The sequence below is a fragment of the Methanobrevibacter sp. TLL-48-HuF1 genome, from assembly GCF_023617305.1.
Classification (GTDB): domain Archaea; phylum Methanobacteriota; class Methanobacteria; order Methanobacteriales; family Methanobacteriaceae; genus Methanocatella; species Methanocatella intestini.
Window position 1 is genome coordinate 1,025,724 of record NZ_CP081485.1, and the last position, 17,397, is coordinate 1,043,120.

At 29.5% G+C, this 17,397-nt stretch carries 14 protein-coding genes; 7 read left to right on the plus strand and 7 right to left on the minus strand.

The window, feature by feature from the left end:
- Positions 1-8: 8 nt before the first annotated feature.
- The 3 genes from K4897_RS04850 to K4897_RS04860 all read right to left on the minus strand — a co-directional run bounded on the left by K4897_RS04850 (position 9) and on the right by K4897_RS04860 (position 3,494).
- Positions 9-1,715, minus strand: a complete 1,707-nt coding sequence (locus K4897_RS04850; RefSeq protein WP_250415650.1) for a glycosyltransferase — start codon at positions 1,713-1,715, stop codon at positions 9-11.
- A gap of 61 nt (positions 1,716-1,776) precedes the next feature.
- Positions 1,777-2,292, minus strand: coding sequence for a nitroreductase family protein (locus K4897_RS04855; protein ID WP_004032622.1), 516 nt, complete (start codon positions 2,290-2,292; stop codon positions 1,777-1,779).
- A gap of 11 nt (positions 2,293-2,303) precedes the next feature.
- A complete protein-coding gene (locus K4897_RS04860; RefSeq protein ID WP_250415651.1) occupies positions 2,304-3,494 on the minus strand; it encodes an ATP-binding protein in 1,191 nt (396 codons plus the stop codon).
- Between the two features lie 454 nt (positions 3,495-3,948).
- Here K4897_RS04860 and K4897_RS04865 point away from each other — a divergent pair, with 454 nt between their 5' ends.
- Both K4897_RS04865 and K4897_RS04870 read left to right on the plus strand, forming a co-directional pair.
- A complete protein-coding gene (locus K4897_RS04865) occupies positions 3,949-6,096 on the plus strand; it encodes a Tex family protein (protein WP_250415652.1) in 2,148 nt (715 codons plus the stop codon).
- Positions 6,097-6,111: 15 nt separating this feature from the next.
- Entirely contained in the window at positions 6,112-7,617 is a 1,506-nt protein-coding gene (locus K4897_RS04870; RefSeq protein ID WP_250415653.1) for a DUF2142 domain-containing protein, read from the plus strand.
- Positions 7,618-7,621: 4 nt separating this feature from the next.
- Here K4897_RS04870 and K4897_RS04875 read toward each other — a convergent pair whose 3' ends face one another.
- Positions 7,622-8,548 (minus strand): glycosyltransferase family 2 protein, encoded by a 927-nt coding sequence (locus tag K4897_RS04875; RefSeq protein WP_011954414.1) that lies wholly within the window; start codon positions 8,546-8,548, stop codon positions 7,622-7,624.
- 163 nt (positions 8,549-8,711) lie between these two features.
- Here K4897_RS04875 and K4897_RS04880 point away from each other — a divergent pair, with 163 nt between their 5' ends.
- From K4897_RS04880 to K4897_RS04900, 5 genes are read left to right on the plus strand one after another with little or no spacing between them, the layout of a single operon-like run.
- Positions 8,712-9,140: a GtrA family protein gene (locus tag K4897_RS04880; RefSeq protein ID WP_011954413.1), complete on the plus strand. Its 429-nt coding sequence runs from the start codon at positions 8,712-8,714 to the stop codon at positions 9,138-9,140.
- Positions 9,124-10,629, plus strand: coding sequence for a glycosyltransferase family 39 protein (locus K4897_RS04885; RefSeq protein WP_048058629.1), 1,506 nt, complete (start codon positions 9,124-9,126; stop codon positions 10,627-10,629). The genes K4897_RS04880 and K4897_RS04885 overlap by 17 nt, the downstream gene beginning before the upstream one ends.
- A gap of 60 nt (positions 10,630-10,689) precedes the next feature.
- A complete protein-coding gene (purE, locus tag K4897_RS04890) occupies positions 10,690-11,709 on the plus strand; it encodes a 5-(carboxyamino)imidazole ribonucleotide mutase (RefSeq protein ID WP_019265177.1) in 1,020 nt (339 codons plus the stop codon).
- 9 nt (positions 11,710-11,718) lie between these two features.
- Positions 11,719-12,975, plus strand: a complete 1,257-nt coding sequence (locus K4897_RS04895) for a UbiD family decarboxylase (protein ID WP_250415654.1) — start codon at positions 11,719-11,721, stop codon at positions 12,973-12,975.
- A gap of 2 nt (positions 12,976-12,977) precedes the next feature.
- The gene (locus tag K4897_RS04900) at positions 12,978-14,240 is read left to right on the plus strand and encodes a DUF6056 family protein (protein WP_250415655.1); all 1,263 of its coding nucleotides are present in this window, start codon (positions 12,978-12,980) and stop codon (positions 14,238-14,240) included.
- Here the strand turns inward: K4897_RS04900 and amrS are convergent.
- The 3 genes from amrS to K4897_RS04915 form a co-directional block, all read right to left on the minus strand.
- Positions 14,230-15,231, minus strand: coding sequence for an AmmeMemoRadiSam system radical SAM enzyme (gene amrS / locus K4897_RS04905; protein ID WP_250415656.1), 1,002 nt, complete (start codon positions 15,229-15,231; stop codon positions 14,230-14,232). The two genes, K4897_RS04900 and amrS, sit on opposite strands and share 11 nt — an antisense overlap.
- Positions 15,221-16,141: a thiamine-phosphate kinase gene (thiL, locus tag K4897_RS04910; RefSeq protein ID WP_019266871.1), complete on the minus strand. Its 921-nt coding sequence runs from the start codon at positions 16,139-16,141 to the stop codon at positions 15,221-15,223. Before thiL ends, amrS begins: the two co-directional genes overlap by 11 nt.
- 76 nt (positions 16,142-16,217) lie before the next feature.
- Positions 16,218-17,255, minus strand: coding sequence for an Ig-like domain-containing protein (locus K4897_RS04915; protein ID WP_019265172.1), 1,038 nt, complete (start codon positions 17,253-17,255; stop codon positions 16,218-16,220).
- Positions 17,256-17,397: the final 142 nt, after the last annotated feature.

Genomic DNA, 17,397 nt, shown 5'->3' on the forward strand with positions numbered 1-17,397 from the left:
TTTTACTTTTATAAATTTAAATTAATAAAGAATCCCTGATTAATATTAGTTATATGTTTTATTGAATTAACAGTACTATTTTCAAATTTAATTTCAATTACATGACCGTCATAATAAAAGCTTTGAGTATTATTTGTAAATGAAGCATTCTGATAATCAATTGTTCCTATTTCTTCCTGATTTAAAGCTACAGCATAAGTACTATTATCTCCAAATATTGCTGTTGAATTAGCTATTGATTCATTATCCAAATATATGCTGTAGGAATAACTATTTCCACCTTTTGGAGATATGATGTATGACTCATCTAAACTAACATTGCCTTTGTTGAAAATATGATGCACTACTGTTCCTTCAAAGATTTGACTTAAACGGCTGTCCTGCAGGACATCACCGTCTTCCAGATTAAGTGTATTTTTAGCATCAATAGGAAGTCTTAATATATCTCCTTCTCCATTTCGAGTATCATTTATTACATAAGGCACACCATTCACAACAAGAGTGTCACCATAATTCATACCTAATGTCTGTAAGCTATCTGATGGCATGCGAATTACATCTGTTTCATTTTCAATTGCAGAGTCTACAGTATATGGACCTCTTACAGAAATTGTATTGTTGCTGTCATCTGCAAAAATAATTAAATTTCTGGAACTTGGTTCAATAGAAATAGTGCCTTCTTCAAAAGTAGCTGCTCCAATAAATGTTGAAATCATTAAAATCAGAATAATAACTGAAATAATTAATGGAAAATGAACTTTAATAAATGATTTAATTAAATTGCCTGTTGGAGCTTTTCTATATATGACAACAGACTTTATAATTACTTTAATAATATAACAGATAGCTATTATAAGACCTACAATAGAAACAATAACTCCTACAGCTAAAGGAATAGGCTTTACAAAAAATATTGCAAATAATCCTAAAATAATTAAGGACAATCCTACAATTGACATTCTGATAAAGTAACCAATTTCATCAATCATTACAACACGACCATACTTGTTAGCACGGTCAATAATTGTTCTTACAACTTCATTAGCCATTAAATTTAAATCAGATAAGGGAGACATGTCATGTTCAATTTCTCCAATATCCACTTCCTCTACTGAAATACCTAAAACATCAGCATCAATAACAATACCAACATCAACACCATAATCTTTTTCAAAATCTATTTTTTTTAAAGCAGCCCTTTTTGCAGCAAACTGCCCACTTAAAGGTTGTTCAAATGAAATTTCCGGGAAAAAAAAGTTTAAAAGAGGTTTAGCAGTTAACTCTGTTACTCTGCCACTTTCTCTTGCAAATTTAGTTTTAGTAATATCGGTTTTGCCTTCTAAAATCGGCCTGATTATAGCATCTACTTTTTTAGAAGTTAAATTATGAATATCTGCATCGATAAATGCAATAATATCACTGTCAGATTTTTTATAACCAGTAGTAAGAGCTTCCCCCTTACCTCTGTTTACTTCATGGTTAATTACAATTGCCCCGGCACTTTTAGCTTCTGATTCAGTCCTGTCTGTTGATCCGTCATTAACTACAATAACTTCATCAACATATTTCACCTTTTTAACAACTTTAATAACATTAGCTACTGTTTCTTCTTCGTTAAAGGCAGGAATAATAACAGAAACCTTCATATATTTTTTAGGTTTTTCTGTTTTAAATGCAGCTAATAAAAATACAAGAAGCACAACAAGCCAAGACAATAAATTCACCTATAATAATTTAATACTTTATATACATATGTTATTTAAATAGTATAAATGTTTAGTATTTTTCATAGTGAATTCTTGACTCATCAAATTTATCCATAAACTCGTTTTTTAAACCTTCTTTTGGATAGCCTAATGTAATTAAACAGAATACTTTCAGATTTTCATCATTAATACCTACTAATTTAGCTATTTTATTCATACGTTCTTCTTCAGGAGCTACTCCATTCCAAAGACCTCCCAAACCTAAATTGCAAGCTTCAAGTAACATATTTTCAGCTGCTGCACTCATATCCTGCTGCCACATTGTTTTATAAAATGCTCTTTCAATATTGGCTACAAGTACAATAGCTACCGGAGCATCAGTGACTCTAGGTTTTATTTCACCTATTTTTTTAAGGGTTTCCTTATTTTTAACTACAATGAATTCCCATGGCTCAGCTTTAAGTCTGCTTCCAGGAGCCTGCATAGCTGCTTTAAGAATTTTTTCTATTTTTTCATCTTCCACTTCCTTTGAGTCATATTCACGAATACTGCGTCTTGTATTTACAACTTCTTCAAAATCTGCCATAATATCACATCCTAGATAAATTCTTTTAAAAACTTAATCATATTTAAATGTTTAATCCCGTCACGGGAAAAATCAAAATCATCCATGCTTATAACAATCTTTTCAAAATTATCATCAATTAATTTAAGAGGTCTGAATTCTCTTTCTTGAGTTTCAGGTGAATTTAATTGGAAACAAACTTGAACATAAACTTTCCGTTTGTTTTTTCTGCAGATAAAATCAATTTCATAATTTTTAATTCTGCCAACAGAAACATCATAGCCATGTCTTAAAAATTCAATATAAACAATATTTTCTAAAATTCCACCTATATTCTGCTGTCTTTCACCAAGCAGTGCTGCTGCAAAACCATGATCCGTAACATAATACTTTTCAGATAGTTTAAATAATTTTTTGCCTTGAATATCCTCTCGCGGCAATTTAGAGATTATTAATGCATTTTCCAAATATTGCAAATAATTATATAGAGTATTATTTGAAAATCCTATATTAAAATGTTTCAAATACTTAGAAATACCAGTAACTGAAAAAGGATTTCCAATATTGTCCAATATGTATAAAATTAGTCTATTTAATAAATTAACATCCCTTAACTTATATTTTTCAACTATATCCTTTAATACAATGGAATTATAAATATCATTTAAATAATCTATTTTTTGTTGAGAATTTAATTCTAAAGTAAATGGCATTCCACCGTATTTAAAATACTCTTGAAACAGTTTCATTTCATTGTTATCACCTTTATAACTTAAAAATTCATTAAATGAAAAAGGATACATTTTTATTTCCATATACCTTCCAGCTAAAAATGTTGCAAGTTCGCCAGACAATAATTTAGAATTAGATCCAGTAATGTAAATATCACAGTTAAAATCAACTTTATAACCAGTTATTGCTTTCTCCCATCTTTCAATATTTTGTATTTCATCAAAAAGAAGATAAAACCTGCCAGAAATATTTTTAGTTAAATTTAAAACAACATCATCCAGTTCTTCTTTTGTTTTTAAAGAATTATATTTCATAGATTCCAAATTTATTAAAATTATATTTTCATCTTTAATCCCATTATTTTTAAGTTCTTCAACTATTAAATTTAAAAAATAGGATTTTCCACACCTTCTAATCCCAGTTATAACTTTAATTATATCCTTATCAATTAAAGGCCTGATTTTATCAATATATAATTCTCGTTTAACCATTTATTACACCACTAACTTTTCAGTATATAATAAAGTTTTTGATTAAATCATAATATCTTTTCAGTATATAATAAAGTTTTTGATTAAATCATAGTATCTTTTCAGTATATAATAAAGTTTTAAAATAAGCTCAAAATTTATTGCAGGAATTTAATAATTTTGATTTGGCTCTGTCAAGGACTTTGGTGATTTGAATTTTTAATTTCAAAAAATTTTTTAAATGCTTTTTTGGCTTTTATTTTTTAAAATAAGATAGTAAATTTAATATATTAAGTGGAGCTAATATATTAATATGAATAAAGACAATATAAAAGCTCCATATTCTATATTGGAAGATAAACAACTTAAACTTTTCGATTTTTTGAAGAATTTTCTGAATATGAATTTTTAAAAGATGAAATTATATTAATTAAAAAAAAGATAATTTCTTGTAATATATAGGAATGTAATTTTAATGATAGCTAAAACACTCGAAAAAGAATTAAACCTGGAACCATGGCAAGTTAACAAAGTAATCAAGTTAATTGATGATGGTAACACTATTCCTTTTATTGCAAGATACAGAAAGGATGTTACCGGCTCTTTAAATGATGAGCTTTTAAGAAAATTTGATGAAAGGCTTAAATATCTTAGAAATTTGGAAGATAAAAAAACTAAAATCATTGAGCGAATCGATAGCTTAGGAAAGTTAGATGACACCTTAAAAAATCAGATTCTTAATGCACAAACATTAGTTGAGCTTGATGATTTATACAGACCTTATAAAAGTAAAAAAAGAACACGTGCAACAATAGCTAAAGAAAAAGGTCTGGAACCATTGGCCAATCTTATTTTAGCTCAAGAAATTAAAGAACCTGTTTCTAAAATAGCTCAAAATTATGTTACAGGTGATGTTAAAACACCGCATGAAGCTATTAAAGGAGCACAGGACATAATTGCTGAGATTATTTCTGATAATTCAGGTTTCAGAAAAAAAATCAGACAGAACACTTTTTACAATGGATTAATTGAAACTAAAGCTAAAACTAAAGATGAATCAGCTTCAGAATATGAAATTTATTTTAATTATTCAGAAAAACTATCTAAAATTCCCCCACATAGGATATTAGCTATTAACAGAGCAGAAAATGAAGGAATCATTAGAGGAAAAGTTGATATTGAAGAAGATGATATCATTCAATATCTTAAAAGACATACTCTTAAAAACTGCTCTAAAGTTCCTGAAATGATTGAACACAATCCTTATACTACTCCAATCATTACAGAAGCCATTAAAGATTCTTATAAACGTTTAATTTCACCAGCTATTGAACGGGAAATTAGAAGTTATCTAACTAAAAAAGCTGAAGAGAAATCCATTGAAGTTTTTGCTAAAAATTTAAGTCAGCTTCTTATGGAAAGTCCTTTAAGTGGAAAAACTATTTTAGGCTGGGATCCTGCTTTCAGAACAGGCTGCAAATTAGCTGTTATTGATCCGACAGGCAAGGTTTTAGAAACATCCTTAATATACCCGACTGAACCTCAAAATAAAGTTAAAGAATCCAAGAAAGTCGTACTTGATTTGATTAAAAAATATGATATTGATGTAATAGCTATTGGAAATGGAACTGCTTCAAGAGAATCTGAAGAAATAGTGTCAGATATAATTAAAAACACTTCTGTTGAGTACATTATTGTTAATGAAGCTGGTGCATCTGTTTATTCTGCAAGTAAACTAGCTGATGAAGAATTTCCTGATTTTAATGAAGGTGAACGCAGTGCTGTTTCAATAGCTAGAAGACTGCAGGACCCGTTAGCTGAACTTGTTAAAATTGACCCCAAATCCATTGGTGTTGGCCAGTATCAGCATGACATGAATCAGAAACAGCTAAACGAGTCTTTAGGAGGAGTTGTTGAAAGAGCAGTTAATGAAGTTGGTGTTGATTTAAATACTGCATCACCTAGCTTACTTAATTATGTTTCTGGAATTACTAAATCAACTGCTAAAAATATTATTAGCTACAGAGAAGAAAACGGTAAATTTGACAATAGAAATGAACTTTTAAATGTTAAAAAACTTGGTAAAAAGACTTTTGAGCAATGTGCAGGATTTGTAAAAATAGACAATCCCGAACATCCTTTAGACAACACTACAATACATCCCGAATCTTACGATGCTGCAGTCAAACTCTTAGATAAATTGGGATACAGTTTGGCAGATATCGGTTCAGATAACTTAAAATTAGATAACCTGAATTATGATGAATTATCTAAGCAGTTAGATGTTGGTGTTATTACCCTGCAGGATATTGTTAAAGAACTTAAAAAACCTGGAAGAGATCCTCGTGAAGACATGCCAAAACCTGTTTTAAGAAAAAATGTTTTATCAATAGATGATCTGGAAGAAGGCATGATTATGCAAGGAACTGTTAGAAATATTGTTGATTTTGGTGCTTTTGTAGATATTGGAGTTCATCAGGACGGTTTAGTTCATATTTCACAGCTGGCTGATAAATTTGTAAAGCACCCTCTGGATATTGTAAGTGTCGGAGATATTGTTGATGTTAAGGTTTTAGATGTTGATTTAGCTAGAAATAGAATACAATTATCAATGTTAATATAAATAAAGGTTATTAAAATGTTTAAATTAGAAAATAAGAAATATTTCATTGGAATATATGCTTTAATATTAAGCTTATTCAGCCTGTATTTCACATATAGGGCAAACTTTTCAAATCCCGAATTTGAAGTGCTTATGTTTTGTATATTGCTAATAGCCGGAATATTTTCCATTGCATATTATACAAAAAACAATGAAAATTTACATAAAGTCGCACTGGTGCTAATAATAATATTTGGAATAATAAGTTTATTTTTAACACCAATCTATGATGTATCTGATGAAAGTGAGCATTTTGTTCGCTCAGAAATAGTATCAACCGGAGAATTATCAACCAGCTATGTGCCAATCCCAAATACAACTGCAAACGGTTATAAAACAATTGCAAGTGTAACCTCATTTTTTGACAATGCAGGTGCAATTGTATTTAATACACATGTAGATGATGAAAAAATAAATTATACTCCGTCATATTTCAACTCTGCTTTTGCTCAAAATCCATTTTATGCCTATTTGGCACAGGGTCTTGGAGTATTTTTAGCAAAATGTCTGGATTTAAATGCAATTTGGATGTTGTGGCTTGGAAGATTCTTTAATTTATTATTATATGCTGGAATAATTACAATAGCTATTAAAAAAGCACCAGTCTTTAAGTTTCCATTACTTATAGTGTCACTGCTGCCGCTGGCTATTTATCAAGCTGCATCAACAAGCTGTGACGGATTATTTAGTGCACTGGCTATTTTAGCATTCAGCTATTTCTTATATTTCTATAAAACACCTAAAATTACCTGGACAGATTTAGGAATATTTTACATAGCTGTAATTCTATGCGGACTGCTTAAAACTCCTTACTTGGCTCTAAGTCTATTGATTTTCCTGGTTCCAAATACCCATTTTAGTGATAAAAAGCAAAATATCATATCTAAACTTTGTATTTTAGTTGCTTTAGGTATTGGAATTGCTTGGAGCAGCTATGCAACAACGCAACTAGCTAATTCCTGGAGAGGAGAATATTTTATCCAAAGAAATGTAAGTGCAAGTGGTCAAATTGATTACTTACTGGCCAATCCGTTAATTGCACTTCAAAGATTTGGTGAGATCTACAGTACTGCACTGCCAACTGTTATTGACAGATTCTTTTATTTCTCAAATAGTGTAAGAGAATATTCATCAACTCTTCTTGCAGGACTTTACTTTGTATTCTTCTGTTTATTTAGTGTATTTTATTGTAATTTCAAAGATTTAAATTTAAAAACACGTATTAAAGGATTTTTAATAATTATTTTAATCTATAGTGGTGTAATGGCTATTCAATACTTAACATGGTCTCCAGTTGGAGGGGAAAATGTAACAAGTGGTGTATTCAGTCGTTACTTCATGCCGTTGCTAATATTTTTACCGTTTATATTTGGAATAGGCAATAAAAAAATAGATAAACAAACTTTAAGCTTTTTAGTACTGACTGTAGCTATCAGTTTTATTTCCGGAATGTTAATGCTGACAACAGCTGTTAAATATTAACATTTTACCTTTTTTTATTTTGAGCTATTAAATTTAAATGATGTTCAAAGTTTTCATCATGCTGTTTTCTAATAACATGCAAAACAACACCTGTGAAAAATATAATAACAGCTACAATAGCTACTACTCCTACAGTAATAAGTGTAGGAACCTTTTCCACAAATCCGGTTCTATAAAAATCAATTAAAATCGGGAAAAAGTACAGACCAGCTATTATTAAAAGAACTAACGTTACTAAAGAAAAGAAAAACAAAGGTCTTATATCTCTGAAAAGTCCGAAAAGCAAGCTAATAACCTTATAACCATCACTGAAAGTATTTAATTTAGATTCACTGCCATCCATTCTGTCCCTATATTCTATTGGCAGTTCCTTAATTAAAAAATTATGATTTAGTGCAAAAATAGTCATTTCAGTTTCAATTTCAAATTCTTTAGATGAAATAGGAAATGATTTAACAAATTCATAGCTAAATCCTCTCATACCGGTCATGATATCTGAAATATCACTGTTAAAAATAGTGTTTATAAGTTTTCTAACCAGTTTATTTCCTGAATTATGAAATCTTCTTTTGTTTTCTTCAAAATAAGTACTGGACAGCCTGTCTCCAATTACCATATCCGCTTTTTTAGATAGAATTAACTCTTCTATTTCTTTTGATGCCTCAGCAGGATAGGTATCATCACCATCAACTAAAATATAACAGTCCGCATCAATATCTCTAAACATGGATCTTACAACATTTCCCTTACCTTGTCTATATTCTCTTTTTACAATAGCTCCTGTGTCTTTAGCTATTTCATAAGAATTATCTGTTGAATTATTATCATAGACATAAATATCTGCCTTAGGTAAGGCTTTTTTAAAATCCAGGATAACTTTTTTTATTGTAAGTTCCTCATTATAACAGGGGATTAAAACTGCAGTTTTCATTATAATAAAGATTTTATGACTAATAGTATTAATTATTTATGATTATAATTTTTATTTGTTAAATCCTGGTGACTACATCACAACAAGCAGCTACAACAACACAGACACTGTAAACAAAATTAAAACTAAAACTTATTAAATAATTAAAATTAAGATTATAACTATGGATAAATTAATTAATAAGTTATTTAGAAAAAGTACTGACAACATTTTCTTACAAATGTTTAGATACCTATTTGTAGGAACTGCATCTTTTTTAATAGATTTCATTATTTATTTATCATTAATTAACTTTTTAGGACAAAATTATTTAATTTCAGCAGCTATTGCTTTTTTTATATCAGTGCTGGCTAATTATTACATGTCTACTTCATGGGTATTTAATCAGACAGACAGAAATAATAAGGTTCTGGATTTCAATTTATTTATTTTAATCAGCTTTATCGGGCTTATTTTTACTGAAATATTATTATACGCATTTGTAGACTATGGAAATATAAACTACATCTGGTCTAAAATTATAGCATCCATTATAGTAATGTTCTGGAATTTCACAGCACGTAGAGTTATGTTTTATGGGAAAAAACTTTAAGTTGGAAATTATTATGAAAAATTTAAATAAAGAAGACAAATTAGGAAAAATACTTTTTATAATAAGCATAATTACATTGCTTTATGTTTCCTATATTGGATTTACAAAATTAGGAATGTGGTATGATGAAATATACTCTTTGGGAATGGTTAAATCTCCATTTAATGATTTTATTAATTTTGCTTTTCTTGATGTCCACCCTCCACTTTATTATCTGATTTTTAAAGTATTTTACAAAATCGGAGTCTTTTTAGGAATAAATCCGATTATAGTAGGTAAATTCACCTCACTGCTTCCATTTTATTTAATACTTGTACTAGCAGCAACGAAAGTTAGGAAAAACTGGGGATACTTAACTGCAGGTTTATTTGCTTTTTGTATAGTTAGCATGCCTCAGCTAATGAATTTTGCTGTTGAATTAAGAATGTACAGCTGGGGACTGTTCTTTGTAACAGCAAGTTTTATTTATGCTTATGATATTTTAAATAAAAACTCAACATGGAAAAGCTGGGGAATTTTAACTTTACTAACAATAGCTTCTGCTTACACACATTATTTCTCAGCAGTAGCTTCATTTGTCATTTATTTATTTTTACTTGCTGATTTAATTAGAAATAATAAAAATGAGCTTAAAAAATACTTCACATCAGCAATTATAGCTATTTTAAGTTTTACACCATGGCTGATTATTCTAAAACAACAGGCTGCAAGTGTAAGCAGCAGTTACTGGATAGCTCCAATTACACTAAATAAGATTTTAGGATATTTCTGGTTTGTTTTATCACCGGATAATCAGGTTATTAATGCAAATCAGATAGCTGCATTTTCTGTTTTAGGATTATTACTTCTAATTGGAGTTATTGTTCTACTAATTAAAAGTGATAAAAAAGACACCTACGGGATTTTAATTGCTGTTTGTGTTCCGATTATCGGAATAATCTTATCTTTAATTATCAAACCTGTTTTTCATCCACGTTATTTAATACCTGTTTTAGGATGTTTATGGTTGGGAGTAAGTATTTTACTTGGCAAAAACTTCAGCAATAAAAAGATATTTATTCCAATTTTCGTGATTATCTTACTTGTAGCTTCAGTTGGCTGTGTTAATTTTACACAAACTCAAATTAACGACCAAATTAATGACAGCAATAAAATACAGTCACTAGAAGAAACCTTTGGTAGTGGAAATCTTATTATTTATGATGCTTTTGTTCCGTACTTTGAGATGAATTCCTATTATCTGACAGATGACCATAATTTTATGCTGACAGTAACAGAGGATAAAGATTTTAATACTACTGCTAATCAGATTAGTGATGTTTTAGCTGACCCAGGTATTCAAAATGAAATATCTCATGGAAGTAAAGTCTTTTTCATAAATTATAAACATTATGATAATGAAATAACTCTAAATCATGATACATATAATCTTAAAAAGCTTCCAATAGACTTAGATAAATACACTGCTTATGAAGTTGAAATTAAATAACTTTTAATATAAAATTAAACAAATATCAATTATTAATATTTTTTTAGAAGGTATTTTAAAATGACACCAAAAGTAATGATAATTCTGGGAAGTGGGTCAGATATTGCTATCGCTGAAAAAAGTATGAAGATTTTGGAAAAACTTGAAATACCATATAGTTTGAAAATAGCTTCAGCACATAGAACACCTGATCTTGTAAGAGAACTTGTTGTACAGGGAACCAATGCAGGTATAAAAGTATTTATTGGAATTGCAGGATTAGCTGCTCACCTTCCGGGTGCAATAGCTGCATATACTCACAAACCGGTTATTGGAGTTCCTGTAGATGTTAAAGTTAGCGGACTGGATGCACTATATTCTTCAGTCCAAATGCCTTATCCTTCTCCAGTAGCTACTGTTGGAATTGACAGGGGAGATAACGGAGCTATTTTAGCTGCACAAATCTTAGGACTTTATGATGAGGACATACGCAGAAAAGTAATAGAACTAAAAGAGGAATACAAGCAAAAAGTTATTAGAAGCAATGAAGAAATTGTTCAAAAAATAGACAATCCACATATTACTAATGACTTTTTAAGGATTAAAAACCTTGAATTAAATGAATCTACAGAAGAATTTAAAGGCAGCTGCATTAATAAAGATGCAGATGTAGTTATTATTGTTGGAAGACATACTGATTTGATTACTGGAAAAAAAGTAAGTGTTACACTAGACAGACTTAAAATACCTTATGATATGCAAGTAATTTGTCCAATCAGATCAGGCAAAAAATTCAGAGCATATGTAAACACTATGAAAAATGCTAAAATATTTATTGGAATCAATTCCAATTCTTCTCAAGTAAGTGGAGGTCTTGTAGGTCTTACTGAAAAGCCGGTTATTGGAGTTCCATGTGAAAACGAACTTGGAAACAATTACCTACTTTCAACTGTAAATATGCCTCCTGGAGTGCCTGTAGCTACTGTTGGTGTTAACAATGGTCGGAATGCAGCTGTTTTAAGTGGTGAAATACTTTCTATTAACAATCCTGTTCTTTTAGAGCTTTTAGAAAAATTAAAAAATAAAAAAATCAACTTATAAGGGATAATTATGGATATTAAAGATGAAAACATTATTGAAATAACAGCAGAGCTTTCAAGTGAATTTGAAGTAGCCAAAGAGTTAAGGAAATATCCTAAAGACACTGTTATTATAAAAAATGTAAAAGGATATGATTTGCCAATTATTTCCGGAATCTGCAATACAAGAGAAAAAATAGCTAAATCTATTAATTGTGAAGTAAGTGAAATTACTCAAAAAATCATAGAAGCTAGTGATAATCCAATTAAAGTAGATAAATTTACTGACTTTTCAGATTATAACACTACAGAAGCTAATTTAGATAAAATACCTATTTTAACTCATTATAAAAGAGACGGCGGAAAGTACATTACTGCAGGCGTAGTATTTGCACGTGACCCTGAAACTGGCATTCAAAATGCATCAATTCACAGAATGCTTGTTTTAGATGATAAAAGATTAGCTATTAGGATTGTTCCAAGAAATCTCTACACTTATTTCCAAAAAGCCCAAAAATTAGGCAAAGATCTGGAAATTGCAATTGCTATTGGAATGGATCCTGCAATTTTACTTGCAAGTACAACTTCAATTCCAATTGATTACAATGAAATGGATGTAGCTAATGCATTTAAAAATGGAGAACTGACCCTAATTAAATGCGGAGACTTGGAAGTTCCTCAGGCAGACATTATTTTAGAAGGTAAAATATCTGTAAGTGAAACTACATCAGAAGGTCCATTTGTAGATTTAACTGATACTTATGATATTATTCGTGATCAGCCAGTTATCAGCTTAAGCAAAATGCATATTAAAAAGGACAATCCTTATTATCATGGAATTCTACCTGCTGGATTTGAACATAAATTATTGCAGGGCCTTCCTCAGGAACCTAGAATTTTCAAATCTGTTAAAAATGCAGTTCCAACTGTTGAAAATGTTGTTTTAACAGAAGGAGGTTGTTGCTGGTTACATGCAGCTATTTCCATTAACAAACAAACAGAAGGAGACGGAAAAAATGCAATTATGGCTGCATTGTCTGCACATCCTTCACTTAAACATGCAGTTGTTGTAGACACTGATGTAGACGTGTTTGATCCTCAGGATATTGAATATGCAATAGCTACCCGTGTAAAAGGAGACAGAGATTTAATGATTGTTCCTAATGTACGTGGTTCATCTCTTGATCCAGTAGCCCAAAGTGACGGTACAACAACAAAAATAGGTTTGGATGCTACCAAATCCTTAAAAACCTTAGATAAATTTGAAAGAGTTAGTTTTGGAGAGTAATTATGAATATTAAAAAGTATAAGAATTATTTATTCTTATTACCTTTTCTATTTTTATTTCTAATTTTATTGAATTGGCACTATTCGATTGGATTATCAGCAGATGACTTATTTTTTTATACCATTCCTCAGGAATCAGATATTATAAGCTTTGTTACAGAAAGATATGATATTTGGAGCTCCAGAACACTGATTGAATATGTTTTATGTCATATTTTACAATTGCCCCTTATACTTTGGTGGTATTTAGACAGTTTAATTTTCACGTTTATTGGCATATTAACTTTTAAACTCATTGACGGTAAAAATAAGAGTTTTTATGCTACATTATCTTGCGTATTGTGTTTATCCTTTATATTTTCAAGTTATTATGCTTTAAGCTCAGCCGGATTTATTACAACTAGTATTAATTATGCCTGGCCATTGTTCAGCGGATTACTGGCTATATATATTTTAAAAAATTATACTGCAAATGATACCGGCAAAATAAAAAGAATATTAGCTTATATAATTTCAGTACTTTGTCTGCTGTTTGCAGTAAATAACGAACAGCTAGCTGTTATTTTACTCGGATTGTTTGTACTGTATTATCTGTTTAACTATAAAACAGAAATCAATAAAAAATGTTATTTAATAGGATTATCAGCAGTTATAGGAATTATTAATACTATTATCTGTCCAGGAGTTCCTAAACGATTTATTTCAGAATTAAAATGGTTTCATGATTATTTACAGCTAAATTTACTAAATAAACTAAATATTGGTCTATCCTCTATTATAAACAGATGTGTTACATGGTGTGATCTTACAACATTAATATTACTGGGAATTATTGCAGTAAGTGTTTATTTACTTACTAAAAATAAGAAAAAAGCAATGATATCTTTAATTCCATTTATAATAGCTAGTGGATTTTGGATTCTTACACTAACTGATAACTTAATGCTTCTTCAAATAATGAATGCCAATATTGCTCGCTACGGTTATGTTCCAATAAGTTTAAAAAGAATGATTTTAAGCTTAACAATTTATGGAATTTTTATTATGACATTCCTATATGGATTATATATAATCTATAAAAATCAAAAAAGTGTTTTATGGCCAGTATACAGTATAATGTTTGTTGGATTTGCCTCTACAATAATGTTTGGTTTTACTCCATCAATTCCGCCAATGGAGAGAATGTACATATTCTTTTATTATGGAAATATGTTAGCTATTCTTATATTCATTAAACAAATTATAGAAAAAAGAATTAAAACCTGATATTTAATTCTTTTCCACATTTTATGCATTTTTTATCATTATTTAAAACTTCTGTAGAATAATTATTTCTTTTTAAAAGGATTTCACCACAATCAGGACAGTAAGTATTTGCATCACAGTCTAAATTTCCAATATAAACATATTCAAGCCCGCAGTCATCAGCTATTCTTTTAGCTTCAAATAATTTATCTTCAGCTGTCGGTGAAATATCATTTAATTTATAGTATGGAAATGCTCTTGAAAAATGCAGCGGAATATCACAACCTAGATTATCAGCAATGAAATTAGCTAATTTTGTAATTTCTTCTGTTAAATCATTATATCCATTTATAAGCAGATTTGTAATTTCCAGGTGTTTATCTGCATCATAAATTCTTTTTAAATTATCTAAAACAATGTTTAAATCTGCCTTGCATATTTTTTTATAAAAATTTTGAGACATGGATTTCAAGTCTATATTGAACGCATCAACAAAATTTAAAATTTCGCTTAAAGACTGGTCAGACATATACCCGTTACTTACATAGACAATTTTAAGATTTTTCCTTTTAGCCAGCAGTGAAGTTTTTTTGTTGAATGGTAAATGTATAGTAGGTTCATTATAGGTCCATGCAATTGACTTGCAACCTTGATTAATTGCATTTTCCACAATTGTTTCTGGAAGTATATTAAACTTATCAGAAATTTTATCAAATTCCTGTGAAATCATGTAGTTCTGACAGTGCAAACAGCCCATATTACACCCAAAACCACCTACAGAGTATGTTAAAGTTCCAGGTAAAAAATGATATAGCGGCTTTTTTTCAATAGGATCAGCATTTAAAGAAGAGACTACTCCAAAACTTTCATCAAATAACTCTCCATTAATGTTTTTATGCTGTTTACAAATCCCATAAGATCCGTCAGCTATTTTACAATAATTGGCGCAAATCTCACATCTTACTTTTCGTGACTTTGAACTTTTCTTAAAAAGATTGCTGCTAACTAACATAATGATCATATCCTCTGGATGTAATTTCTTTAACTGTAGAATCACTTAATGTAATTTCAACCTTTTTGGAATCAGTAATTTCACCAATAACCTGATAATTAAAATCTAACTTGTCTAAATTCTTTCTATCTATTGTAAAAACAAGTTCAAAATCTTCGCCAACATGGAAAAGCAAATCAAGATAATCAAGATTTAGCTCAGCAGCCAGTGACTTAAATTCACTGGAAACATTTAATTTGTCTTCATAAATCATAAATCCAATATCTTCCCTTTTCATTTCATAAAGTTCACTAGCTAACCCGTCAGTAATATCAGTAGCTGAAGTTCCACCTGCATTTTTAATATTAATTCCTTCTTTAATCTTAGCTATTGGTTCCAAAGCCTTTTTAGTGTATATGTTCTTATCTTCCAAATTAAAACCTAAAGCAGCAAGTCCAATCTTACCTGTTAAAACTACCAGATCCCCTTTTTTAGAAGTGTTTTTCATTAATGGACTATCACAAAGACCAAGTGCAGTTCCGGATATTATAATTTCACTGGCTTCATTAGTATCTCCCCCAATTAAAGAAATATCATAATATTCGCAGGCTTTCAGAACTCCTTTAATGATTTGTTTAAAATTATCAACTTCAAAGTCTTTTGGAAGAGCTATTGACAATAAAAAGCCTAAAGGAGTAGCTCCCATAGCTGCCAAATCACTGACATTAACAGTTACGCTTTTAAAACCCATTTGAAAATAAGACATGTTTTCAGGGAAATGCTTTGATTGAATAAGCATATCACAAGTAGAAATTAAATTAGTATTAGCTATTGGAGTAACTGCAGTGTCATCTGGAGTTATAGTTTTACAATTAGCTAGAATATACTTAATTAATTCCTTTTCACCAATATCTGAGACCTTTAAAGTCATGAATAATAATATAAGTTTTATAGATTAAATAAGTTTTTAGAAAAAAAGAAATGAAAGTTAAATAACTTTCAAAAAATTATATTTTACCCGCATTCACAGCAGATGGCTGATATTTTGAATCATCTCCTGTAATAAAAGCCCTATTTGTTAAAAGCTTTTGTGAAACAAAAAAGTTTCCAGAAGTTGCAGTACAAATATTATATTCTTTATACTCTTTTAAAGCAAACCATACTTCAACTGTTCCGTTTCCGCCTGTGGTTTTATTTTGAATTATTCCGTTAACATTTAATGTTACATTCTGATTAGCTAAAGGTTTTCCCAAATCATCAAGAACAGTAACCAAACATCCGACACTGTGATGATCCCTTACATATATTATCATGTCTTTAGATTTTTGAACTAAATCAACCATTGTCATTCTTGATAATACAGTAACATTATTTGCTGCCTGTTCACCAGTGACTAAATTATAAACAGTTATAACATATTTGCCTGGATCCAGACTAATATTTAATATAACTCTTCCATTTTCATCAGTAGTTCTGTTGTAAAATACTCCATGAATATTAAAACGAACTGTTTGATTAACTAATGCTTTACCTGTTTTATCGTATAATTTAGCAATGTAGTGAGTTCCATTTCTACAGAATTTAGTAATATCCTTACCTTCAATACCTGATAAAATATTTATAGTGTTGATTGCTGTTTTATTAGTAGACGGATTGTAAGTAGCTATAATATATTTTCCAGACTCTAAAGTAATATTTAATTTAGCAACACCATCAGAATCTGTAGTTTTATTATAACTTACATTATTAATTGTGAAAGTTACAGTTTCATTAGCTAATGGAGTGCCGTTTTTATCAGTGAAATTAGCACAAAACGGAGCATCATCTCCATAATGTTTAGTCATATTCTCTGAAATAATACCTGTTTGTTCTACTGGAGTGTCTTTAACTGGCATTTCAGTTATTTCTCCAGACATTAAAATTTCGGCTGAATCTAAAGATACTTCATAAGTATTATTGGAATCAACATCTTCAGCACTTACAGCAGAAATTGAAAAGATAGTTAATGCGAATAATAAAATTAAAAATGTTTTTTTAAATTTCATAGCATCATCCTTGCTTTTTCAAATAGTACATTATAACTTAGTACTATGTTAAATATATTTTACAATGATGGCATATATATTTTACTATCTAAATTTTAGGAAAAATTATGTAAAAATTTTACAGACTCAAAAAAAGAAAATT